This window comes from Mesorhizobium sp. M0618, from assembly GCF_040320765.1.
GTDB lineage: Bacteria > Pseudomonadota > Alphaproteobacteria > Rhizobiales > Rhizobiaceae > Mesorhizobium.
Map to the genome: position 1 here is coordinate 26,744 of NZ_JAMYQH010000039.1, position 21,282 is coordinate 48,025.

Annotated in this window: 23 protein-coding genes; 15 read left to right on the forward strand and 8 right to left on the reverse strand. The window is 61.7% G+C overall.

The genetic code is table 11. The features are described from left to right. Positions 1 to 156: 156 nt before the first annotated feature. The 3 genes from NKJ04_RS29705 to NKJ04_RS29715 form a co-directional block, all read right to left on the reverse strand. A complete protein-coding gene (locus NKJ04_RS29705; protein WP_023708301.1) occupies positions 157 to 804 on the reverse strand; it encodes a hypothetical protein in 648 nt (215 codons plus the stop codon). 37 nt (positions 805 to 841) lie between these two features. After that, positions 842 to 1,510: a HupE/UreJ family protein gene (locus NKJ04_RS29710; RefSeq protein WP_502897983.1), complete on the reverse strand. Its 669-nt coding sequence runs from the start codon at positions 1,508 to 1,510 to the stop codon at positions 842 to 844. Positions 1,511 to 1,624: 114 nt separating this feature from the next. Then, positions 1,625 to 2,014: a hypothetical protein gene (locus tag NKJ04_RS29715; protein WP_352679048.1), complete on the reverse strand. Its 390-nt coding sequence runs from the start codon at positions 2,012 to 2,014 to the stop codon at positions 1,625 to 1,627. Positions 2,015 to 2,117: 103 nt separating this feature from the next. Between NKJ04_RS29715 and NKJ04_RS29720 the strand changes: the two genes are divergently transcribed. The 10 genes from NKJ04_RS29720 to NKJ04_RS29765 all read left to right on the forward strand — a co-directional run bounded on the left by NKJ04_RS29720 (position 2,118) and on the right by NKJ04_RS29765 (position 11,777). Continuing rightward, positions 2,118 to 2,399, forward strand: a complete 282-nt coding sequence (locus NKJ04_RS29720) for a metal-sensing transcriptional repressor (RefSeq protein WP_023669876.1) — start codon at positions 2,118 to 2,120, stop codon at positions 2,397 to 2,399. An 11-nt stretch (positions 2,400 to 2,410) separates the two neighbouring features. Then, complete coding sequence (locus NKJ04_RS29725; protein ID WP_502897984.1) at positions 2,411 to 3,748, forward strand: cation diffusion facilitator family transporter; 1,338 nt, start codon at positions 2,411 to 2,413, stop codon at positions 3,746 to 3,748. 69 nt (positions 3,749 to 3,817) lie between these two features. Further along, complete coding sequence (locus tag NKJ04_RS29730) at positions 3,818 to 5,140, forward strand: MFS transporter (RefSeq protein ID WP_352679051.1); 1,323 nt, start codon at positions 3,818 to 3,820, stop codon at positions 5,138 to 5,140. Between the two features lie 9 nt (positions 5,141 to 5,149). Beyond that, positions 5,150 to 5,590: a YqaA family protein gene (locus tag NKJ04_RS29735; protein WP_352679054.1), complete on the forward strand. Its 441-nt coding sequence runs from the start codon at positions 5,150 to 5,152 to the stop codon at positions 5,588 to 5,590. Between the two features lie 132 nt (positions 5,591 to 5,722). After that, positions 5,723 to 7,285 carry an ABC transporter substrate-binding protein gene (locus NKJ04_RS29740; RefSeq protein ID WP_352679057.1) on the forward strand — a complete coding sequence of 521 codons (1,563 nt, stop codon included), beginning with the start codon at positions 5,723 to 5,725 and terminating at the stop codon, positions 7,283 to 7,285. A gap of 28 nt (positions 7,286 to 7,313) precedes the next feature. Next, positions 7,314 to 8,255, forward strand: a complete 942-nt coding sequence (locus tag NKJ04_RS29745; protein WP_352552244.1) for an ABC transporter permease — start codon at positions 7,314 to 7,316, stop codon at positions 8,253 to 8,255. Between the two features lie 4 nt (positions 8,256 to 8,259). Further along, entirely contained in the window at positions 8,260 to 9,171 is a 912-nt protein-coding gene (locus NKJ04_RS29750; protein ID WP_352679061.1) for an ABC transporter permease, read from the forward strand. Beyond that, complete coding sequence (locus NKJ04_RS29755) at positions 9,168 to 10,181, forward strand: ABC transporter ATP-binding protein (protein ID WP_352679064.1); 1,014 nt, start codon at positions 9,168 to 9,170, stop codon at positions 10,179 to 10,181. Before NKJ04_RS29750 ends, NKJ04_RS29755 begins: the two co-directional genes overlap by 4 nt. Further along, positions 10,174 to 11,157, forward strand: coding sequence for an ABC transporter ATP-binding protein (locus NKJ04_RS29760; RefSeq protein WP_352679067.1), 984 nt, complete (start codon positions 10,174 to 10,176; stop codon positions 11,155 to 11,157). Before NKJ04_RS29755 ends, NKJ04_RS29760 begins: the two co-directional genes overlap by 8 nt. A 92-nt stretch (positions 11,158 to 11,249) precedes the next feature. After that, complete coding sequence (locus tag NKJ04_RS29765; RefSeq protein WP_352679070.1) at positions 11,250 to 11,777, forward strand: hypothetical protein; 528 nt, start codon at positions 11,250 to 11,252, stop codon at positions 11,775 to 11,777. A gap of 51 nt (positions 11,778 to 11,828) precedes the next feature. Here NKJ04_RS29765 and NKJ04_RS29770 read toward each other — a convergent pair whose 3' ends face one another. Further along, a complete protein-coding gene (locus NKJ04_RS29770; protein WP_352552274.1) occupies positions 11,829 to 12,617 on the reverse strand; it encodes a sulfite exporter TauE/SafE family protein in 789 nt (262 codons plus the stop codon). Positions 12,618 to 12,977: 360 nt separating this feature from the next. On the opposite strand from NKJ04_RS29770, the gene NKJ04_RS29775 reads away from it, so the two are divergent. Next, positions 12,978 to 13,622, forward strand: coding sequence for a DUF1007 family protein (locus NKJ04_RS29775; protein ID WP_502897986.1), 645 nt, complete (start codon positions 12,978 to 12,980; stop codon positions 13,620 to 13,622). Positions 13,623 to 13,733: 111 nt separating this feature from the next. Here NKJ04_RS29775 and NKJ04_RS29780 read toward each other — a convergent pair whose 3' ends face one another. Then, entirely contained in the window at positions 13,734 to 14,345 is a 612-nt protein-coding gene (locus tag NKJ04_RS29780) for a TetR/AcrR family transcriptional regulator (protein WP_352679073.1), read from the reverse strand. Positions 14,346 to 14,552: 207 nt separating this feature from the next. On the opposite strand from NKJ04_RS29780, the gene NKJ04_RS29785 reads away from it, so the two are divergent. Both NKJ04_RS29785 and NKJ04_RS29790 read left to right on the forward strand, forming a co-directional pair. Next, complete coding sequence (locus NKJ04_RS29785) at positions 14,553 to 15,380, forward strand: class I SAM-dependent methyltransferase (RefSeq protein ID WP_352679076.1); 828 nt, start codon at positions 14,553 to 14,555, stop codon at positions 15,378 to 15,380. A gap of 136 nt (positions 15,381 to 15,516) precedes the next feature. Beyond that, positions 15,517 to 16,230 carry a HoxN/HupN/NixA family nickel/cobalt transporter gene (locus NKJ04_RS29790; protein ID WP_352679135.1) on the forward strand — a complete coding sequence of 238 codons (714 nt, stop codon included), beginning with the start codon at positions 15,517 to 15,519 and terminating at the stop codon, positions 16,228 to 16,230. A 138-nt stretch (positions 16,231 to 16,368) separates the two neighbouring features. On the opposite strand, the gene NKJ04_RS29795 is transcribed toward NKJ04_RS29790, so the two are convergent. From NKJ04_RS29795 to NKJ04_RS29805, 3 genes are read right to left on the reverse strand one after another with little or no spacing between them, the layout of a single operon-like run. Continuing rightward, on the reverse strand, positions 16,369 to 17,256 hold the full coding sequence (locus NKJ04_RS29795; RefSeq protein WP_352679079.1) for a DUF1259 domain-containing protein: 888 nt from the start codon (positions 17,254 to 17,256) through the stop codon (positions 16,369 to 16,371). 39 nt (positions 17,257 to 17,295) lie between these two features. Then, complete coding sequence (locus NKJ04_RS29800) at positions 17,296 to 17,766, reverse strand: chromate resistance protein ChrB domain-containing protein (protein ID WP_352679082.1); 471 nt, start codon at positions 17,764 to 17,766, stop codon at positions 17,296 to 17,298. After that, positions 17,763 to 18,737, reverse strand: a complete 975-nt coding sequence (locus tag NKJ04_RS29805; protein WP_352679086.1) for a Fe-Mn family superoxide dismutase — start codon at positions 18,735 to 18,737, stop codon at positions 17,763 to 17,765. Before NKJ04_RS29805 ends, NKJ04_RS29800 begins: the two co-directional genes overlap by 4 nt. A 109-nt stretch (positions 18,738 to 18,846) precedes the next feature. Here NKJ04_RS29805 and NKJ04_RS29810 point away from each other — a divergent pair, with 109 nt between their 5' ends. Then, a complete protein-coding gene (locus tag NKJ04_RS29810; protein WP_352679089.1) occupies positions 18,847 to 19,824 on the forward strand; it encodes a chromate resistance protein ChrB domain-containing protein in 978 nt (325 codons plus the stop codon). A gap of 8 nt (positions 19,825 to 19,832) precedes the next feature. Continuing rightward, complete coding sequence (gene chrA, locus NKJ04_RS29815; protein ID WP_352679092.1) at positions 19,833 to 21,248, forward strand: chromate efflux transporter; 1,416 nt, start codon at positions 19,833 to 19,835, stop codon at positions 21,246 to 21,248. The last annotated feature ends 34 nt before the right edge of the window (positions 21,249 to 21,282 follow it).

Below are 21,282 nucleotides of genomic sequence, written 5' to 3' on the forward strand. Positions count from 1 at the left end.
CACGTTGAGACAGCCTAGCGGCGCACCAATTCACCACGCCGCCGCCCACCCGACACGAATGCTCACGGGACGGTGGTGCGCCAAACAGTGAGGTCGTGGCAATGAACAGCGCGCCACTCCGGCGCCAAACGGCGCCGGATAAGATTGACGTATCGTTCACATCATCCGTTTGATGTCGGTGTAGGCACCGTTCGTCTTCAGCGTCACGGTGACGTCGGCATCGGTGCGGTTACGCCAGAACCAACCGTGATTACCGTCAAACGCTGCCTCAAGTACGCCCTCGTCCTCTGCAGCCCCGCGTCCCTTCTCGTATGAAATGTTTTCGCCGCCGCCGTCACCATGGGTGTCGAAGTTCACCGCCGCGCCATTGGCCGTCCAAGAGTATTTTGCCTGTGCGCCCTTGGCCATGACGAGCTTGATCTCAGCTCCTTCGCCGGGCTTCAGGGTGACCGACATTTCGTCCGTCCGGAGTTCCTGGGCAGAGGCTGAACCAATCACCAGTTCAGCGAAGACGCGCTCCAGAAGACTCGACTGCTGATCTCGGGCTGGCACTGCGGTTGGAGTGCCGTTTTGCAGTTCGCGAAGGCGGTCCTGCTCGGCCTCTTCGGCCAGTTGTGTCTTGATCTCGCCCATCTCGGTGAGCTCGAGCGCTCGCCCAACGCCGGTGGGGTCGATGGCGTATTCGGCCGGCAGCACGATGGTCACAAGGATGGCAGCTGCCGCGAGAATTGCGATGACGGTAGAGCGAAGGAGCTGCATGGATGTCGGCAGTTCGGCGCGGGTCGGGATGTCGGTATTATACATAGGAGAATTCCTTTTTTGTGGATCTTTACTTGGAGGTTCAGGAGACGACCCAGCCGGTGAGCTGATAGCCGATCAGCACAAACCCGGCGGTCATCGTGATGGTGTTGGCGGTGTATGCGTGGCGCCAGAAACTATCGGTCCGGCGCCAGTAGCCCATGACAATAAGGATGGCAGCGAGCGCCAGAAGCTGGCCAATCTCAACGCCGACGTTGAAGGCAAGAAGATTGGGCACTAGCCCGTCGGGCGAGATGTTGTATTCGATGATCTTCGTCGACAGACCAAAGCCGTGGAAAAAGCCGAAGATCAGCGTCGCGATCTTGGTGTTCGGCTGGAAACCGAGCCACCTCTGGAAAGCGCCCATATTGTCGAGCGCCTTGTAGACGACCGACAGGCCGATGATTGCGTCGATGATGTAGCTGTTGATGCCAACGTTGAAATAGACGCCAAGCAGCATGGTCGTGGAATGGCCGAGCGCGAACAGGCTCACATAGATGCCAATGTGCTTCATCCGGTAGAGGAAGAAGATCACGCCGAACAGAAACAGGATGTGGTCGTATCCCGTCACCATGTGCTTGGCGCCGAGATAGATGAAGGGCAGCAGATTGATGCCCGTGATCTCCTGGATATAGCCCTTGTCGCCTTCGGCAACGGCATGGGCGAGGGCAGCTCCCCCAAACAATGGGAGGGTCAGGAGAGCGAGCAACACAGGTAGGGCGGGTCGCCAGCGCGCGCAAGGCGAGCATGGCAGGCCCTGATAGCAGGATCCTTGCATGAGAATTCCAATCTTCGTCGTTGAGGGTGGCCGCGCAAGCGGCCGCGATCATGCGGTGAGGATCGGTCTCGGAGGGCGATCGAGCCGGGAACTTGCTTCCGGGTCGGACAAGGACGGCGGATAAATCACCCAGGTCCGCCCGGCCGCAGGAACGGCCGGGGAAAAGTCCGGAAGCGTGCTCGCCGTCTCGTGCGAGTGGTCGGCGGGATTGTGGCCGTGAGAATGGCCGGATCCCTGCTCCTCGGTTGCACCGTCATCGTGGACGTGCCCGTGGGCTTCGATCTGTCCCGCCAGTTCGGCGTGACGGTCGGCCTCGGCGGCAGCGAGCGCGATGGGATCGTGCGAGACCGAACCGCCCATAGGCGACAGCAGCATGCCGAGCGCCATCGCGAAAGCGATGACGAGGCGAAAGGCTGCGCTATTGATCCAATTCGGCATGCTTAACGATTATTCTCTAAAATCCTAACGAATGGTTGCGTGCACCAGAATCGAGGCCACTTTGAGGCTTGGAATATCCTCTCTGGGGGGATAGCATCAAGGTATGAATGAGCGTCCCCACGTCCACGAAACCCATCCTGCCATCATCAAGCGGCTGAAGCGCGCCGACGGCCATCTGCGCGGGATCGTCGAGATGATCGAGGCCGGCCGACCGTGCCTCGACATCGCCCAGCAACTTCATGCCGTGGAGAAGGCCATCGCCCAGGCGAAGAAGACGCTGATCCAAGACCACCTCAACCACTGCCTTGAGGACGTCGTCGGACCGCTGGCGCTCGAGCAGCGCCGCTCGATCGACGAGTTCAAAGATATCACCAAGTACCTGTGAGAAGCGCCATAATGGACAAAGTTCGCGATTGGTTCGGATTCGGCCCGATGACGCATGGCATGGGCGGCCACGGACATGATCACGGCGAGGGCGGCCATGGTCACACCCATGGCGTCATCGACCCGACGATCGCCACGACGACGCGCGGCATCTGGGCGATCAAATGGTCATTCGTGGTTCTGGCCATCACGGCGGCGCTTCAGGTCGTGGTCGTGTTCCTCTCCGGCAGCGTGGCACTGCTGGCCGACACGATCCACAATGTCGGCGACGCGGTCACCGCCATCCCATTGTGGGTCGCCTTCATGCTGGCCCGTCGCCAACCGAGCAAGACGTTCACCTACGGGCTGGGCCGCGTCGAGGATCTGGCCGGAATTCTGATTGTCCTAATCATCCTGTTCAGCGCCATCGTTGCCGGCTACGAGGCGATCGACCGGTTGATCAATCCGAAGCCAATCACATTTCTTGGCTGGGTCGCCATAGCCGGTTTGATCGGCTTCATCGGCAACGAGGCCGTCGCCGTGTTCCGTATCCGGGTCGGCCGCGAGATCAACAGCGCGGCGCTGATCGCGGACGGTTACCATGCCCGCACCGACGGCTTTACCAGTCTGGCGGTCGTGCTGGGCGCTATCGGCGTATGGGTGGGTTTTCCGCTTGCCGATCCGATCGTCGGACTGTTGATCACGCTGGCGATCTTCGCCATCGTCTGGCAATCTTCGAAAGCCGTGTTGACCCGCATGCTCGACGGCGTCGAGCCCGGCATCGTCGATGAAATCCATCATGCCGCCGAGCATGTGTCCGGGATCGAGCGCGTCCAAAGCGTGCAGGCGCGATGGATCGGCCATCGTCTGCATGCCGATGTCGCCATCAGCGTTCCGGACATGCTGACGGCCAAGGACGTGCTGGGTGTAACCGAAGCCCTCAAAGAGGAGCTGTTCGCCCACTTGCCGGCGTTGGCGGAAGCCAATGTGCGTCTGGAAAGCCCGGCCGGATCTGCCGAAAAGGGCACGGAACCCTCTCACGCTCATGGTCATCATGCGCCGGAGCCGTTCAAGGTCGACTGCGATCTGGCTGCGGGGACACTGGAGATCGTCGACACGCCGGCCGGCGAGCGGATGCGGCTGACTATCGATCGGCATGCCGATGATCTGACGGCGACGGTGATCATCGACCGGCCAGAGGGGCCGGAGACGTTGCACCTCGATCCTGTCGCCGACAACCATCATCGCCTTGAGAGCACGTTGGCCCCTGCCGAGCCGCATGAATTCGAGGCAAGACTGGTCCTGAAGGCCAAGGATCGCGAACAGGTGCTGCCGTTCAAGATGGTCGAACCCGAAGGCCACCATCACTGAGATCCGTGTGCCGGCTCGTACTCCGTCTCTGGCTCGACGAGCCGTCTCGAACTGCAAGAAGACAAAAATATGCTTCAGGTCTTGGCCAATCGCACCTACCGTCATCTCTTCCTGGCCCAGGTCATCGCCCTGATTGGCACTGGCCTTGCCACCGTGGCGCTCGGGCTGCTGGCCTATGACCTTGCCGGCGCCGATGCCGGCGCGGTGCTCGGCACGGCGCTCGCCATCAAGATGATCGCCTATGTCGGCGTGGCACCCGTTGCTGCCGCGTTCGCCGAGCGCCTGCCACGCCGTATCATGCTGGTTTCGCTCGACCTCATCCGGGCCGCGGTCGCCGTGTTCCTGCCCTTCGTCAGCGAAATCTGGCAGATATATCTTCTCATCTTCATCCTGCAGTCGGCGTCAGCAGGCTTCACCCCGACCTTCCAGGCTTCGATCCCTGACGTGCTGCCCAAAGAGAAGGACTACACACGGGCCCTGTCGCTCTCGCGACTGGCCTACGACCTGGAAAGCGTCGTCAGCCCCATCCTCGCGGCGGCGCTGCTTTCGGTCATAAGCTTCCATAGCCTGTTCGCCGGCACGGTTGTCGGGTTCCTGGCGTCAGCGGCGCTGGTCGTCTCCGTGGTGCTGCCCAGCCCGCAACCCTCCGAGCCGCGCGGCATCTATGAGCGCACGACACGCGGAATCCGCATCTATCTGGCAACGCCGCGATTGCGCGGCCTGCTGGCGCTCAATCTGGCCGTCGCGGCGGCCAGCGCCATGGTGATCGTCAACACAGTCGTCCTGGTGCAGGCGGAATTTGGCCTCTCCCAAACCGACACGGCGCTGGCGCTCGCAGCCTTCGGCGGTGGTTCGATGATTGCAGCCCTTGCCCTGCCGAGGCTGCTGGAGAACGTCCCGGACCGGGTTGCGATGCTTTCGGGCGCCGCGATCCTGGTCGCGGGCGTGCTGGCCGGGCCGCTCGCCAGCAGCTACTATCTCCTGCTGCCGCTCTGGTTCGTGCTCGGGCTAGGCTATTCGCTGGCGCAGACGCCATCGGGCAGATTGATCAGGCGTTCTGCCGATGCCGTCGACCGGCCCGCTCTGTTTGCAGCCCAATTCGCACTTTCGCATGCCTGCTGGCTGATCACCTATCCGATTGCCGGCCGCGTCGGCGCGGCGATGGGATTGCCCTTCACGTTCATTCTGCTCGGTGTCATTGGCGCCGTCGCCCTGGCTGCCGCGGTCTGGCTGTGGCCCAAACACGATCCGGATGTGCTTGTGCACACGCATGTCGATCTGCCGGAGGACGACCGGCACATCGGCGACGCGGTATGGTCGGAAGCAGGCTACGAGCATTCGCATGGTTACGTCGTCGATGATCGGCACCCGCAATGGCCAAAAGCAAGTTGAGCGTTCAAAATGCTTGGCGAACTCGCCGTCTACGGTGGTCTCTTTCTGACCGCGTTCGCTGCAGCGACCATTCTGCCGATGCAATCAGAGGCGGCCGTTGCCGGGCTGCTTCTAACCAAAAGCTATGCTCCAGCTTTGCTCATCGTCTCCGCAGCCGTAGGCAACGTGCTGGGCTCGATCGTCAACTGGTGGCTCGGGAGGTGCGCGGATCGTTTTCGCGACCGCAAATGGTTCCCGATAAATCCCTCCGCGCTGACGCGCGCGACGCAATGGTACCAGCGCTATGGACGATGGTCGCTGCTGTTGAGCTGGCTGCCCCTCGTCGGCGATCAGCTGACGATCGTGGCGGGCGTCCTGCGGGAGCCGTTCTGGAGCTTCCTCGTGATCGTTACGATCGCGAAGGTAGGCCGCTACCTAGCACTGGCGGCGATGACGCTGAGCTGGATGTAGCGGCTCGTTGCAACATTTCCGCGACCATCGCTTCCGACCTTTCTCTTGAGCCGACGCAGACCGAATAAGTATAGACATATCGCATATCCGAGTTAGCATGATTCAAAATCAATCAAAAAATGGGGAACTGACATGATCACTCTCGACCGCCGCAATTTCCTTGTTTCCACTGCCGGACTTGCCTTCGCCGCCGCGCTGCCACGCAGCGCCTTCTCCGAAACCAACGACACGCTGAAGATTGCCATCGCCGCGGAGACCGGCGATCTCGATTTGCTGCAGAACGTGTCGACGCTGAGCACCTACACCATCGTCTTCGATGCGCTGATCCACTACGGCCAGAACGGCGCGCTTGAGCCGGGACTTGCCACCAAATGGACTGTCGCGGACGATCAATTGTCAATCGCTTTCGATCTGCGTGAAGGCGTGACTTTCAGCGACGGCACACCGTTTGACTCGGCTGCGGCCGAATGGAACCTCAAGCGCTGGTTGGGGGTGAGCGACTTTTCCTGGATCGGCATCTCCGACGCTTTCGATAGCATCGTCACCGATGGACCGAACAAGTTGACGGTCAAGCTGAAGCGGCCAGTGCCGGCGGCACTGCTTGAACTCACCATCGTGCGGCCCGTCCGTTTCCTGTCGCCCAAGGCGGTCGACAAGGATGGCAAGCAGACGGCGCCGATCGGCACCGGACCGTGGATCGTCGAAAAATACGATTCGAGCGGCACCACCCTCATTCGCAACGACAAATACTGGGGCGAGAAGCCGCTCTTCAGCCGCATGGAATTGAAGGTGGTTCCGGACGAACTCGCTCGCGCCAATGGTCTGCGCTCAGGCGACCTCGATGTCATCGGTGGCGACTGGGTGGCGACGCTGTCGCCGCGCCGCGCTCGCGCACTGGAAAGCGACGGCATGAAGGTCGTGGCCGAACCGGGCACGGCGACGCTGCTGCTCGGCTATTCGCCGAAGTCGAAGATCATCGCCGAGAAGGCCGTCCGTGACGCCGTCTATGCATCGGTCGACCGGGCGGCGATCGCCAAGGTGCTGTTCGAGGGCTTTGCCGACCCGGCCGCCGATCTGTTCCCGGCGAACGTGCCTTCCTCGGGCAAGCGGCATGACGTGCCGGTGCGCGACGTGGCGGCGGCCAAGAAGATCCTTGCCGATGGCGGCTGGGTCGACAGCGGTGGTGCCTGGACCAAGGCCGGCTCTACGCTGGCCATCGACTTTCTCGTTTCCGAAGAATCCCTGCCAGGGTCGCGGCGCATCGCCGAAATGATCCAGGGTCAGTTGTCCGAGGTCGGTTTCCAGGTCCAGGTGTCCTCGGTGGACAATGCCACCATGCATGAACGGCGTCCGGCCTTCGACTACGACCTGGCTTTCTTCACCACCTATGGAGCGCCCTATGATCCGCACGGCACACTCGGCAACGCCTTCGTCTCGACCGCCGACAGCGGCCCTGACGGCAAGATCTACGTCTCCGACGCGCTCGACGGCGTCGTCAAGGCTGCGCTCGAGGCGAGCGGCGCCGAACGCGACCTGAAGATGCAGGCCCTCTACGACTGGCTCCACGACAACACCGCCATCTGTCCTCTCGTCGTCAGCCAGAGACTGTGGGCACACAATCCGCGCGCGGAGAATTTCTCGCTCCCGGCGACCGACTATGATCTGCCGTTCAAGGCGATCACGCTGAAGGCCTGAAGACTTCGAGCCCAAGCGAGGCCTGACGATGAAGCGCACGATCCTGCGACGGATGCTGCTTGCCTGCCTATTGATCCTGGCGGCATCCGCGCTGACATTCGCCCTAGTTGCGGCCGCTCCGGGCAATGTTGCGGCGCTGATTGCCGAGCGTGCGGCGGGCCCCGGCGCGGACGCCGAAATGATCGCCAAGATCGGCAACGAGCTTGGCCTTCACGACCCGCTGCCGATCCGCTATGGACGCTGGCTGGCCAGCGCGCTGGCCGGCGATTTCGGCATTTCACTGCGAACGGGAAAGCCGATTTCTCAGGAGTTTGCCGCCCGCATTCCGATGACGACGGCTCTGCTTGCCGGCGGCGGCGTTCTCGCCTTCATCCTGTCGATTATGCTTGGCATCGCTGGCGCCGTCAGCAATGGCGGCGTGATGGACAGGTTCCTGCACGCATTTTCCTTGATCGGCGCGTCGACCCCGAACTTCTTCGTGGCGGCGCTGCTGGTCATCGTGTTTTCGGTGATGCTTGGCTGGGTGCCCACCTTCGGCACCAGCGGCTTCACCTCATGGCTTCTGCCATGGGTGACGATCGCGCTGTTCCCGGCCTGCGTTCTCAGCCGCGTCGCTCGGGTCAACCTCCAGGAAGCGATGTCGCGGCCGTTTGCGACGACGGGCTTCGCCAAGGGCTACACGAGAACCCAGGTGCTGCTGCGCGAGGCGCTGCCCAATATCGCCATTCCGTTCCTGACGACGTTCGGAGCCCAGTTCACGCTGATGATCATCGGATCGATCGTCGTCGAGACGGTGTTTGCATTGCGTGGCGTCGGTGCCTTCTTCATCGAGGCCATACGCTTCCGCGACTACATCGGCATGCAGTCGGTGCTGCTGCTGTTTGTCGTCTTCTTCGTCATGGTCAATTTCATTGTCGACATGATTTGCATCGTTGTGGATCCGCGAATGCGCCGGGCGCGGGGGGCATGAGGCGATGAACATTTCCGCAATCAGGGACATCAAGGACTGGCCGTGGCTGGTGCTGCTCCCCGTCATCGGCTTCGTGCTCGTCGGCATCTTCGCTCCGGTGATCATGCCTTACGACCCAAGCGCACAGGACTATTCTGCGACACTCGAGGGCGTGAGTTGGAGCCACTGGCTCGGCACCGACTATCTCGGACGTGATGTCCTCAGCCGCATCGTCGGCGGCGCGCGCATTTCCCTGGTGGCGATGGTGATCGTGCTTGTCGCCGCTCTGGCGATCGGCGTGACGATCGGCTCCTTTGCCGGCTACGTCGGGGGACGTGTCGAGCTTGTCCTGATCAGCCTCATCGATATTGCGCTGGCGCTTCCGAGCCTGGTGATCGCGCTGGCGCTGATCGGCATTCTGGGCACCGGCTATTGGTCGATGATCACGGCGCTCACCTTGGCGTGGTGGGCGAACTATGCCCGCATGAGCCGCGCAGTCGTCACGGCCGAGTTGCAGCAGCCTTATATCGAGGCGGCCAGGGTCATGGGCGCTGGCCATCTGTGGATTTTTGTCCGCCATATCCTGCCGCATGTACTTGCCCTGGTCGTCGTCTATGCAAGCGCCGATGCCGGCGCTCTTGTACTGGCCATCGCTACGCTCAGCTTTCTTGGACTTGGCGTCGCGCCGCCAACGCCGGAGTGGGGTCAGATGCTCGTCGACGGCATGAGCTACATCGAGGAGGTTCCACGGCTCGTGGTCCTGCCCGGCCTAGCGCTGACGCTGGTCGTGGTCAGCTTCAATCTTCTGGGCGAAGCTTTCGCATTGCAAAAGGTGCCGCGGCCGGTTCGCGGCGCGACGTTGCGTAAACGCCGAAGGGCGCGCGCTCGCGAAGAAGCCGAGCGCAACGCCGTCGAAACCGGGACGATTTCAGCATGAGTGACAATCAGCCGCTCTATGCGATCGAGAATTTGGTCATCGATCTCTACGCCACCACCGTCTCGGTGCGGGCTGTGGATGGGGTGTCGTTCAACGTCCGTCCTGGAGAAACGGTCGCGGTCGTCGGCGAAAGCGGTTCGGGAAAGACCGTCATGACGCTCGGGCCGCTCGGTCTGCTGCCCGAGGGCGTGACGGTGGATATGAAGGGGTCGGCGCAAGCGGACGGAAGCGAATTGCTCAGCATCGGCTCCCGGCAATTATCGGATCTGCGCGGACGCTATTTCGGCGTGATCTTCCAGGACCCGATGAGCGCGCTCAACCCGATGCTGAAAATCGGCCCGCAACTGGCCCGGCAGGCGCGCCGTTTCGCCGGCCTGTCGCGCGAGGCTGCGCGCAAGCAAGCGGTTTCGCTTCTGGCACGCTCCGGCATTCCGGACCCTGAGGATCGCTACAACCGCTATCCGCACGAGATGTCGGGCGGCATGTTGCAACGCGCGATGATCGCGCTGGCGCTGGCGGCCCGGCCGCGCGTGCTGATTGCCGACGAGCCGACTACAGCGCTGGACGCCACCGTCCAGGCACAAATTCTGGAGCTCATCCGCCAGATTCAGCACGAGGACGGCATCGCGGTCGTGCTGATCACGCACGACATCGGCGTGGTTGCTTCCGTCGCCGACCGCGTCATCGTGCTTTACGCCGGACAGGTGGCGGAGGAGGGGACGGCGATGGATGTGCTGACCCAGCCGGTCCATCCCTATACGCGTGGGCTGCTCGCATCGGTGCCGGATTTTCGTGCTGACGACAATGTGGCTACGCGCGAGATACCGGGCCTGCCGCCAAGCCAGATCAGGCTGGAGCCGGGTTGCCGTTTCGCCGACCGCTGCGAATTGGTCGAAGCCGGTTGCCGAAAACACCGACCTCCGCTTCAGACGATATCGATCTCGGCAAATCCGCATCGCGTGGCCTGCCCGGTCGTGCTTCGGCGAGAAGGGATTGCTGTCCATGTCTGATGTCCCGGCGATCGAAGTCAGGGGATTGAAGGTGCATTTCGCCAATCGCTCGGGCACCGGCGCGGTGAGGGCGGTCGACGGTATAGACCTGTCGGTCGCGCGCGGCGCGTTCCACGGCATTGTCGGCGAGTCCGGCTGCGGCAAGACCACGCTGGCGCGCACCATCGTCGGTTTGCAGAAGGCGAGCGAGGGCACTGTCTTGATTGGAGGAAGGGATCGCGCCGAATGGCTGAAATCGGACAGGAAGTCGTTCAGCCGCGAAGTCCAGTTCGTCTTCCAGGATCCGTTGGGGTCGATGAGCCGTCGGCAGAGCGTCTATCAGACGCTGGAGGAGCCGCTGCAGATCCATCGCCTCGGCTCGTCGGCGGAGCGCCGCCGCCGCATCGCCGAGCTTCTGGATCTGGTTGCGCTGCCCGCGACCGTGCTCGACCGTTTGCCAAGGTCGCTCTCCGGCGGCCAGCGCCAGCGCGTTTCGATTGCGCGCGCACTCGCCCTCAAACCATCCATATTGGTCTGCGACGAACCGCTCAGCGCGCTCGACGTTTCGATCCGAGCGCAGATCGTCAACCTGTTTACGTCGTTGCAGAAGCAGCTTGGTCTGACCATCGTCATTGTCGCGCATGACCTGGCGATCGTGCGCGAAGTCTGCTCGAACGTGACGGTGATGTATCTCGGCCGCATTTCGGAAGCCGGTGTGACCCGGCCGCTGTTTCGCGAGCCGGCCCACCCCTACAGCCAGGCGCTGCTGTCGGCTGTTCCTTCTCCCGATCCTCGCATCGAAGCCGGGCGCCGCCGGATCATTCTAGCCGGCGATCCGCCAAGTCCGAGCGCGCCACCTCCGGGGTGCCGGTTCAACACGCGCTGTCCAGTCGCGATTGATGTCTGCCGGGTCGAGGAACCCCTGTTGCGGATGGTGCCCCACGGCGGCGTTGCCGCCTGTCACCTTGCAGATAGCGCGCGCCGCCCGGTGATCTGAAGGAGGGTCATTGCTGGCTCTCTTGACCAAACTGCCAGAGGGTCCATCTTGATAGTGTGGATTGTTCCGTTCTCCTGACTGAGGCGCGCTGAATGTCGAAGGCATTTTTTGTCCTGGCGTTTGCGGCTGTGTGGCTGACATCGCCGCTGGCGCATGCCGATAATGTCGATCTGGCGTTGGAAGCTTTTCACGCGATTTGTCTTGCCCATGGGCCTGACTTCGAGCGAACCGCCGCTGTAGCCGGGAGACGCGGATGGACACCGCTGTCCGGCGACGCAGCGCTTGCTCCGGTCGATGACGTAGATGCTTTCCAGGGCTGGGAGGCGACTGGCGACGACCTGCCTGCCAGAACCATGATCGCGGTGACAAAAGCCACCTTGAACGGCAAGGCCGTGCAAACCTGCTCAATCAGGCTGTTCGATGTCGACCGTGCGGCTTTCGAGGAGCATTTCTTCGCCCGGACTGATGCGGAAAAAATCGGCGAGGACAGAAACGGGGCTCACGTCTCCAAACTCTACATATTGATTGCCGGCAATCGCAAGCAGCTTGTCCATTTGACGTCGCCAAGGTCCCGGATCAAGTCGAGCATGATCATTGCAAGCTCGATAGTCGATGATTAATCGGGGTGAACAGGCGGCCGATGGCGACCAAGGGTAGTGATTCCGACGGTGCTACTCGTGGCGCCACACCTTGTAGGCCGAGATGACGAGGATAGCAGCCAACAGAGGCAGCAGCACTTTCTCTGGCACGATGCCCAACAACATGCCGCCGATCCATGTCCCGACAATCGACCCCGCAGCAATCAGGACCACGAACCATTTGTTCCTCGCAATTACGCCAAAGCTTTGGTCCTGCGAATAGCGGGTGAAACCGACCATCATCGTCGGAAGGCTCACTGCAAGCGACATGCTCCCGGCAAGCTTGATGTCGATCCCGAAAAGCAGGACGAGCGTGGGGACAAGCAGTTCCCCACCGGCTACACCAAGCAACGACGCCACGACGCCGATGGCGAACCCGATGATGATCCCGGCAATGATCAAGGCCGGCCCGCTGAAAGGCGGCAGGCTTGTTAAGCTCTGATCGTGGCCAAAGACCAAGACGAGGGCGATAAGCAACAGTAGCGCGGCAATTACCTTATAGAGCGTTTCGGATTTGAGCCCTGTTGCCCATCCCGCACCGAACCAGGCACCGGCTAGGCTACCCGCCAGCAGATTGAGAATGACCGGCCAATGAGCCGCGACGGCGCTTAGAGGCACTGTAGCGGCCCGGAAGGGAAGGGCAGACGCAACCACCACCAAACTGGTGGCCTTGTTCAGAATTACCGCTTCAAGAGCGGCAAACCGGAACAGCCCGATGAGGAAGGGAAGGCGGAACTCTGCCCCGCCAAGGCCAATTAGTCCGCCAAGCGAACCGACGACAGCGCCAACCACAAATGCCAGTATTCCGCGTCTTTCGACCATGCGGACGATATGCAGCAAGGGTGTGTGAAATTCTAGTCCTCAATCCTCGATGGCCCGTCTCTCGCAAGAGACGCGGTCTTTTTTGCGTTTGCAAGGAACTCGCGGTAGGAACCATTCCTCGGCATCGATCCGGAGAAGGAAGTTGAGCGATAAGCAAAAGATCATCTGGATGATAGCGCTGGCAATCCTTGCCGGCATCGCGGTGATCATGCTCAACCACTGGCTGAAGGGCGACTTTGGGGTAGCTGCTCCGGTATAAGTCACGCTGCATGGATGGCACGCAGAGAGGCCGTCCCATTTCGGCCTGCTTGCAATGCCAGGTGTCCTGCCTGATCCGGAAGCGATGAAATGCGAGTGAAAATGCGACTGGCAGGGATGGTATCAGGCGCGGCGCTGTTGCTCGCTTCCGCCGCGGCGGCGAGCGCCCATCCGCATGTCTTTGCCGAAGCGAAGCTCGACCTGACCGTCGGTCCAGACAGGACCGTTAAGTCGCTTCGGCATCTCTGGCGTTTCGACGACCTCTTTTCCAGCACTGTGCTGATGGAATTCGACAAGAATTCCGACCTTGTCCTTGATGCAAAGGAACTCGATGAAGTCGCTCTTACCGTCCACGCATCGCTGGCCGAGTATAACTACTTTCAAATGGTGACCTTGAACGGCAAGGACGTGACGATGGCGCCACCGCCGAAATTCAGCGTCAGCTATGAAAACGATCAACTCGTCGTCCAGTTCGAAACGCAGCCGAAGGACCCGTTGGCCCTTGCTGGAAAAGTCAGCATCGGCGTCTATGATCCGACCTTCTACACGGCAATCGACTTTACCAATGACGACAAGATTGCGGTGGCGGGTCTGCCGCAAGGCTGCTCACGTGCGGTCGTGCGTCCCGATCCGGACACGGCCATAGCGCAAAACCAGAAAAGCCTGACAGACGCTTTCTTCAGTGACCCGACGGGGACCGATCTCGGCAAGATTTTCGCGACACGTCTTGAATTGACGTGTGGCTGACACGGAGCCGATCTGATCGCCATGTTCCGAACCCTCGTCGAATTCCAGCGAACGATCTACCTGGCGCTGGCATCTAGCTGATCAGGCTCGCTGCCCCAGGACCATCACCTTTCATGAATCGGAGCGTGGCATACCCCAGGCGCCGATGCCTTTTCCTGCCATCTTCTGGAACAGGTCGTCTGCCTGTGTCGGTGAAAGGTTCAAGTCGGTGGCGACCCACCAGGCGAGCACCGCAAGAAATGCGCCGGCTATGAACTGAATGGCGAATTCGGCAGGCATGCCGCGATCGCCGATCCGTTTCTCGACGAGTTCTTCCCGGACGGCTCGCCGGATACGCTCACGCAGTTCGTCGTGGATCGTATCGCCGCTGCTTGCAAGCAATGCGTGGTGAAGCGGTCGGAATGCATGGGCGTGCTCGAACATGGGCAGGCTGAACTCGAACAGGCGGCTACCTGTTTCTTGACTTGCCGCCTCGCGCCTGCGGCCGATAGACCGCAGATGCGCCTCGATGGTCGCGCTGCGCAGAGCATCCTTGTCGGCATAGTGGGTATAGAAGGTCGACCTGCCGATATTGGCCCTCCGGCAAATGTCGTCGACGGTGATGGCAGCATATCCCTGCTCCGGGATCAGGGCGATGAGCGCGTCCTGCAGCAGGCCGCGCGTCCGCGCGACGCGTCGATCGATCGTGTTCCGCTCGCCCGCACGTTCGATTTTCATGGCCATGGCCCTCTGCAGTGCCCGGTTTCGGACATTCGGCGGTCCGGTGTCTGACAACACCATTTCCAGACATTGTGTCCATTATGATACGCCAAGTCCAGGAGCTCAAATCGGGGTTTGGGCACGCCGCAAGGAAACAGAAGGTCGCCAGACATGCATTCATCTGATCATCACGCCGGTAACGGACCGCATTCGCGCAAGAGGGTGATAGCGTTGGTTCTGCTTGCCAAACTGTCGCTGGTTGCCGGCTTCCTCGTCCTCGCCAAATTGGGCATGGGCTATGTTCAGGCTGGCGCTTGGACGGCGGCATTCCACGGACTCGTCCTCGCGGTGATCGCGGGACTGGCGCTGTGGGGCAGCCTGCGTCACAGGGGGCTCGTCGGCAACGGTGTGCAGAGCGCGAGCGACAGGGGCATTGGCATCGTCCTGCACCGGGCGGCCGCCTATGACTTGCTCGCGCGCGTTCTGACCCTCGGGCGCGAGGGCCGCTTTCGCGAGTTCATGCTTCGCCCGGCAAAGCTCCAGCCCGGCGAAGCGATGCTCGATGTCGGCTGTGGAACGGGCACCCTTGCCATTGCCGCGAAGCGGCTGGTCGGTTCGGACGGAAGCGTCACCGGCGTCGATGCGTCGGCCGAAATGATCGAGAGGGCGCGCGCCAAGGCCGAGCTGTCCGGTCTCGATCTGACTTTCGTCAACGGGACGGCGCAGGAGCTTCCCTTCAAAGACGCGCAATTCGACATCGTCGTCGGCACGCTGATGCTGCATCACCTGTCGAAGCCCGTTCGATCGGCCTTCATCCGCGAGGCGGCACGCGTCTTGAAGCCAGCAGGCCGGCTGTTGCTCATCGATTTCGGCAGGCCGGTGCGCAAGTCCAGATTGCCCAGGCTCCACAAGCATGGTCATGTCGATATGCATTCGGTCGCCTCGCTGTTGACCGAGAGCGGATTCCAGGTCAGCGATATCGGCGCCGTCGGTACCAAGAACCTGAACTATATTCGCGCAACGACGAACAAGGACCAACCAGGCCAAGCGTCGCAGTGATCATGCTCAGACGCTAGTTGCATGGCGACCTGTTCTGGCATGTCCCATTTCGGCCTGCTTGCAATGGCAGGTGTCCTGCCTGAACAAGAAACCCGAAGTGAGTCTTCGCCATGTGCCTTGAATTGACCTGCGGATGATGTTCCAAACCCTTGTCGAGTTTCAGCGCACGATCTACCTCGCGCTGGCCGAGCAGATCAAATTGCTGTCGGCGGGCGGCGACTGGCTGGCGTTCATGGCCTTCTTGCCGATGGGAGTGCTGTTTGGTGCGGCGCATGCTCTGACGCCAGGTCATAGCAAAGCCGTGCTGGCGACGTATCTGGCCGGTTCGGATGCCAAGGTTTCGCGCGGCCTTCTCGTGTCGCTGACACTCTCGTTCACGCATGTGACGATAGCCGTGCTGATCGCAGCCCTCTCGTTGCCGCTGGTCTCGATTGCTTTGGGTAGCGTTGGCCGGGCGCCGCTTTTGGAAGATGTCAGTCGCGGCCTGCTCGGCCTGATCGGCGTCTGGATGCTCTGGCGCGCTTTGAGCCATGGCCATCACCACAAGCATGAAGGTGAAGCCGTCGGCGTCATGGCGGGCTTGATCCCGTGTCCACTCACGCTTTTTGTGATGACCTTCGCGATATCCAGAGGCGTTCCGGTCGCCGGCATCCTCTTCGCAATCACCATGATGGTCGGCGTGGCGTTGACGCTGTCTTGCGTAGCCGTGTTGTCGATCCTGTTTCGGGAGCGTCTCGTGCATTTTTTCGACAGCAGGCCACGCCTGTTCGATATCATTTCTCGGACCATCGAAGGCGGGGCAGGCCTTGTGCTCGCCGGTGTAGCCATTTGGCAAATCTCTGCGCGCTGAAAGACGTTCAAGCAGACAGCCGGACGCAAAGCGTGGCCTCGCCGATGGATGGCGGGCTGGACGGCGCAATAGCGCCATACGTCCGAACTCAGCGTGACCGTTTGCCCGAGCCGCGTTGCAAGCTCGCCAGAGGCCGACCTAGCTCTTCTTGACCGCAACTTTGTCGAGGGCTGCGCGCAGACCTTTCGCCAGCTTCTGTGCATCATCGTTCGCCCAGAAATGCATGAAGAAGAGCCGGGGCTGCTCATCGAGCATGTGGCTATGCAGCGCGGTGATCTCGATGCCGTCGTCCTGCATGGCTTTGATAACCGGATCGACCTCCTTTGCCGTCAGCACAAAATCACCCGTGATCGCCGCCTTGCCGCCACCTGTCGATTGGAAATTGATCGCTATGGCCGAGCCCATGGCCGCCGGCACTTCCATTCCATTTTCCTCGACCGGCTCGGCGCGCGGTATAGTGAACTGATAGACCGCGCCATTGGCCTTACCCTTGTAGCCCATGGTTTGGTCGACAGCGGCGGCGTCGAACTCGATCGGTGGGCCGGCTTGCGGTTGGGCGCCGCCTCCCATTGGTGTTTTGCTCAGCGCCAATCCGGCATGAAGTGCTGTTGCGAGCGTGACCGGGTCGCCTTGGCCTAAGACATGCATATAGAGTGTCATCGGCTCCGCACGCAGCAAGTGGTTGTGCAACCCGGTGATTTCGATGCCGCTTTCTTCAAGCTTCATCATGACCGGGTTCACCTCGTCCTGTGTCAAGACGATGTCACCCATGACCATGGCCTGTTTCCCCATGGGTTCGAACGCGACCCAGCCTCCGAGCGCAAATCCTGGTTTCAGGGCCACGCCATCGAGCGATACCTTCAGGTCGGTTCGTGGCAAGCCCACCCGATAGACACCGCCAGGCATTTCGGCTCCGGATTTGCCAAGCGCCTGTGCGACTGTTTGCCAATCGGGTGCCGCCGATGCCGGTTGGAGCAGCGCCGACATCGCAATCAGCATTGCTCCGGTCACGAGTTTTGCATGCATGGGATTTCTCCTTGTGATCAGCCCCCATTGCCCAATTTGTTATGCGACCGCCGGCTTCGAGGCCGGTGGCCAGCTGTGCGTTTCCGCTCTGCGGCCCGAGGCCCAGGCATAGAGCGCGTCGTAAATGACGAAGCCGTGCTTCAGCACCTCGTGGTCGTCAGGCGTCAGGTCCCGGAGGCCCATGGAAATCGCGAGCAGCCCCGCCGACTGTGGCGTGAGATCATGCCGATCCGTGTCGGCGCCACGCACGATCGCGGCAATTGTCACGATCGCCGGATCGCGCTCAAGGCCGTATTTCGAGACGAAGGTGTCGAAGCTGCAGCCGTCACCGACATGCGTGAATTCGACGCCGGGTACGTCGTAGGGCGTCGCACCTGTCTCCTGGGCAATAGGGATCACTTGATCGGGCGGCACGAACAGGAACTCCGGTTCCTTGTCGATGAAACGTGCAATCAGCCAGGGGCAGGCAATGCGGTCGATGACCGGACGTTCGCGGGTAACCCATTTCATGACGCAATCCTTTCTTCGCTCATTGCTAGAGGAACGGTTGGCGCGCCGATCGCATGCCAGGCGGCGATGCCGCCTGAAAGCGCACTTGCATCGACGCCGCGGCGGCGCAGTTCGGCGACGGCGTCACCGCTGACCTGGAAGCCGTAGACGCAATAGACGATGACCGGCTTGCCCCTCGGCAGCTCATCCGCCCAATCGGCGATCTTCTCGGGGGCTCGGAGCTTGGCCCCCGGCAGCATATCGCTGCGCTTTGCCAGATCCTCGGCGAGGCAGACGTCGAGCACCACGAGATCTTCTCCCTGAACGAGGCGCGCCCGCAGTTCCTCTGGCGCGATCGCTGGAACCGCGTCGTCCGATGCCGATCCTGTTGAAGGATCATGCTGCGCGATGGCCCGGCGGTGGCGGGCAGCGACCCGTTCCCAATGGATGTTCTTCATGAAGGCATCGACATAGGCGCCGGCCTTGGCGCCGAAATCCATGTGGTAGGCATGTTCGTACATGTCGAGCGCGAGGATCGGAATGCCGCCGGCAAGGCAGTTGGTGTGATCCGCTGCCCATTGGATCGTCAGCCGATCGCGGCGCTCCGACCAGGTCAGCAGGGTCCATCCCGAAGCGCCGGCTTGCGCCTTCGCACAAGCCATGAACTTCGCGCGCCAGGCCGCCACACTGCCAAAGTCGCGCTCCAGGGCAGCCGCGAGATCGTCTCCGGCATCGCCGGAGCCACCGAGCCCATCGAAATAGATTTCGTGCAGGATCGCCGAGTTGGCCGCGACCAACTCTTCGCGCTTCAGCCCGTTGATGTCGAAGACGGGTGCCGCGCCCCAGTCGAGCCCGTCGAGCCGTTGTTCGATGGCGTTGAGGCGGCGAACGGCACCGCCGTAATTGTTTTCATAGTGGCTTGCCAACAGCCGCTCGGAGAGGCCGACGAGGCGAGGGGGCTTGAACGGCAGCGGCATGATCTGGTGTGGCATCGGTTTCCCCACTCTGCGGCACGGCCCATCCGTGAGGACGCGAACGCTATGCCTGAATGGAAAATGATACAAGTGTTGCATTGATCTTTGTTCGTGATACGGTTCACCTATGAGTGAGGGGCAATCGCAGGAACAGCGCTGGCTGCTCCTGATCCATCAGCTGCCAAGCAAACCCGCCTATTTTCGGGTGAAGATCTGGCGACGGTTGCAAGGCATCGGCGCGGTCGCAGTCAAAAGCACCGTCTACGCCCTGCCGGCCAATGCCGAGATGCAGGAGGATTTCGAATGGCTTCTCAAGGAGATCGTCGCTGGCGGCGGCGAAGCTATGTTGTGCGAGGCACGCCTGCTTGACGGTCTGTCGGACGCGCAGGTGAGGGCGCTGTTCGACGAGGCGCGTGACGCCGATTACGCCGAGATCGCCAACGACGCACGCGATCTTGCCGCGGGGATCAGAGCGGACGCGATGTCGGAAAAGCATGCGGAGGCGCGATCGCAACTCGGCCGCCTGCGCAAGCGGCTCGCCGAGATCGTGGCGATCGACTTTTTCGGCGCTACTGGTCGCCTCAGCGTCGAAGGACTGATCGCCGATCTCGAGACACTGGTAAAAGAGGACAAGGCGATGGCCAAGGAACCGACGAAGCCGACCGAGGCGAGCGACCTCAAGAGCCGGGTATGGATCACGCGCCGGGACGTGCATGTCGACCGCATTGCCTGCAGCTGGCTGATCCGGCGCTTCATCGACCCGGACGCGGTCATCCGCTTCGTGGCGGGAAAAGGATACGTGCCGAACGAGGGTGAATTGCGCTTCGACATGTTCGAGGGTGAAATCACCCATGAAGGCGACCGCTGCAGCTTCGAGGTACTGCTGGCCCGCGCCGGCATTACCGATACGGCGTTGCAGGCCATCGCCGAGGTCGTCCACGATATCGATCTCAAGGACAGCAAGTTCGGCCGCGAGGAAACCACCGGCATCGCCAGCCTGATCGCTGGTATCGCCATGGCGAACGCGGGAGACGAGCAACGGATCGCCGAGGGCGCTTCGGTGTTCGACAATCTCTATCGATATTTCCGTTCGAAACGTGGGTGATCCTAGCCATGGCCAATGCGGAGAGTATCGTGACAGCGCCAAACCGACCAAACGACACGCCGGGTCATGGCGTTTCGTTCGCTGAGGCCACGCGGGTGTGGGCCCGAGTGGCCGCGCTCAGCTTCGGCGGGCCGGCGGGCCAGATTGCCATGATGCATCGCATCATAGTCGAGGAAAAGCGCTGGATCGGCGAGACCAGGTTCCTGCATGCGCTGAACTATTGCACGCTGCTGCCCGGACCGGAGGCGCAGCAGCTGGCCATCTACATCGGCTGGCTCATGCACAAGACCAGAGGCGGCCTTGTCGCCGGGATTCTGTTCGTGTTGCCAGGCGCGATTGCCATCATGGCGCTCAGCTGGATTTACGCCATCTTCGGCAACGTCGGCGCCGTTCAGGCTCTCTTCTTCGGTTTGAAGGCGGCGGTCCTCGCGATCGTGCTTGAGGCGGTCTTGCGGATCGGCAGGCGGGCGCTCAAGAACAACGCAATGGTCGGGCTCGCGGCGGCAGCCTTCATCGCTCTCTTTTTCTTCGATGCGCCGTTTCCACTGGTCATCTTGATCGCGGGCGTGATTGGTTACGTGGGGGGAAGAGCTGGGTGGGCTGCATTCCAGTCGGGCAATGGACATGGCAAGGTCGGCGGCAAGCAGGTCGCCGATGCCGATACAGCGCTCGGCGAAGGGGTGCCGGCGCACGCCCGGCCGTCCGTCAGTTGGTCGCTGAAGATCGCGGCAGTTTTTCTGGCGCTGTGGTTCGTGCCGGTCCTGGCACTTCTGGTGTTTCTTGGGCAAGGCAATGTCTTCACCGACATTGCGATCTTCTTCTCCAAGATGGCGATGGTTACCTTCGGTGGTGCCTATGCGGTGCTCGCCTATGTCGCGCAACAGGGCGTGGATCACTATGGCTGGCTGAAGCCTGGAGAAATGCTGGATGGCCTCGGCATGGCCGAGACGACGCCCGGTCCGCTGATCATGGTCACCCAGTTCGTCGGCTTCATGGGAGCCTATCGGGCGCCGGGCGTACTCAACTCCCTTGTCGCCGGAACGCTCGGCGGTCTTCTCACGACGTGGGTGACCTTCGTCCCCTGTTTCCTGTGGATCTTCCTCGGCGCGCCGTTCATGGAAACGATGCGCAGCAACAAGGCCTTGTCAGCAGCATTGTCTGCCATCACGGCGGCGGTGGTCGGCGTGATCTTGAACCTGGCGGTGTGGTTCGCGCTTCACGTGCTGTTTCGCGAGCTGCGTGAGGTCACCTGGCTGGGCATGACGCTGGACGTTCCCGTGTTCAACTCCATCAACCTGCCGTCTCTGGTGCTGACGCTCGGGGCGCTGCTGGCGGTATTCCGTTTCAAGATCGGTATGATCCCAGTGCTCGCCGCATGCTCGATCCTCGGCTTGCTCTACGGGGTGGCCAGCGGATCGATTTAAGCTGAGCGGTCGGTGTAACCATTCTCCCGGCAGG

Excerpts from the sequence above, each read along its gene's own strand:
- NKJ04_RS29705 (WP_023708301.1), bottom strand. The coding sequence starts at position 804 with ATGTATAATACCGACATCCCGACCCGCGCCGAACTGCCGACATCCATG.
- NKJ04_RS29715 (WP_352679048.1), bottom strand. The coding sequence starts at position 2,014 with ATGCCGAATTGGATCAATAGCGCAGCCTTTCGCCTCGTCATCGCTTTC.
- NKJ04_RS29720 (WP_023669876.1), top strand. The coding sequence starts at position 2,118 with ATGAATGAGCGTCCCCACGTCCACGAAACCCATCCTGCCATCATCAAG.
- NKJ04_RS29725 (WP_502897984.1), top strand. The coding sequence starts at position 2,411 with ATGGACAAAGTTCGCGATTGGTTCGGATTCGGCCCGATGACGCATGGC.
- NKJ04_RS29730 (WP_352679051.1), top strand. The coding sequence starts at position 3,818 with ATGCTTCAGGTCTTGGCCAATCGCACCTACCGTCATCTCTTCCTGGCC.
- NKJ04_RS29735 (WP_352679054.1), top strand. The coding sequence starts at position 5,150 with ATGCTTGGCGAACTCGCCGTCTACGGTGGTCTCTTTCTGACCGCGTTC.
- NKJ04_RS29740 (WP_352679057.1), top strand. The coding sequence starts at position 5,723 with ATGATCACTCTCGACCGCCGCAATTTCCTTGTTTCCACTGCCGGACTT.
- NKJ04_RS29745 (WP_352552244.1), top strand. The coding sequence starts at position 7,314 with ATGAAGCGCACGATCCTGCGACGGATGCTGCTTGCCTGCCTATTGATC.
- NKJ04_RS29750 (WP_352679061.1), top strand. The coding sequence starts at position 8,260 with ATGAACATTTCCGCAATCAGGGACATCAAGGACTGGCCGTGGCTGGTG.
- NKJ04_RS29755 (WP_352679064.1), top strand. The coding sequence starts at position 9,168 with ATGAGTGACAATCAGCCGCTCTATGCGATCGAGAATTTGGTCATCGAT.
- NKJ04_RS29760 (WP_352679067.1), top strand. The coding sequence starts at position 10,174 with ATGTCTGATGTCCCGGCGATCGAAGTCAGGGGATTGAAGGTGCATTTC.
- NKJ04_RS29765 (WP_352679070.1), top strand. The coding sequence starts at position 11,250 with ATGTCGAAGGCATTTTTTGTCCTGGCGTTTGCGGCTGTGTGGCTGACA.
- NKJ04_RS29770 (WP_352552274.1), bottom strand. The coding sequence starts at position 12,617 with ATGGTCGAAAGACGCGGAATACTGGCATTTGTGGTTGGCGCTGTCGTC.
- NKJ04_RS29775 (WP_502897986.1), top strand. The coding sequence starts at position 12,978 with ATGCGACTGGCAGGGATGGTATCAGGCGCGGCGCTGTTGCTCGCTTCC.
- NKJ04_RS29780 (WP_352679073.1), bottom strand. The coding sequence starts at position 14,345 with ATGGCCATGAAAATCGAACGTGCGGGCGAGCGGAACACGATCGATCGA.
- NKJ04_RS29790 (WP_352679135.1), top strand. The coding sequence starts at position 15,517 with ATGTTCCAAACCCTTGTCGAGTTTCAGCGCACGATCTACCTCGCGCTG.
- NKJ04_RS29795 (WP_352679079.1), bottom strand. The coding sequence starts at position 17,256 with ATGCATGCAAAACTCGTGACCGGAGCAATGCTGATTGCGATGTCGGCG.
- NKJ04_RS29800 (WP_352679082.1), bottom strand. The coding sequence starts at position 17,766 with ATGAAATGGGTTACCCGCGAACGTCCGGTCATCGACCGCATTGCCTGC.
- NKJ04_RS29805 (WP_352679086.1), bottom strand. The coding sequence starts at position 18,737 with ATGCCACACCAGATCATGCCGCTGCCGTTCAAGCCCCCTCGCCTCGTC.
- NKJ04_RS29810 (WP_352679089.1), top strand. The coding sequence starts at position 18,847 with ATGAGTGAGGGGCAATCGCAGGAACAGCGCTGGCTGCTCCTGATCCAT.
- chrA (WP_352679092.1), top strand. The coding sequence starts at position 19,833 with ATGGCCAATGCGGAGAGTATCGTGACAGCGCCAAACCGACCAAACGAC.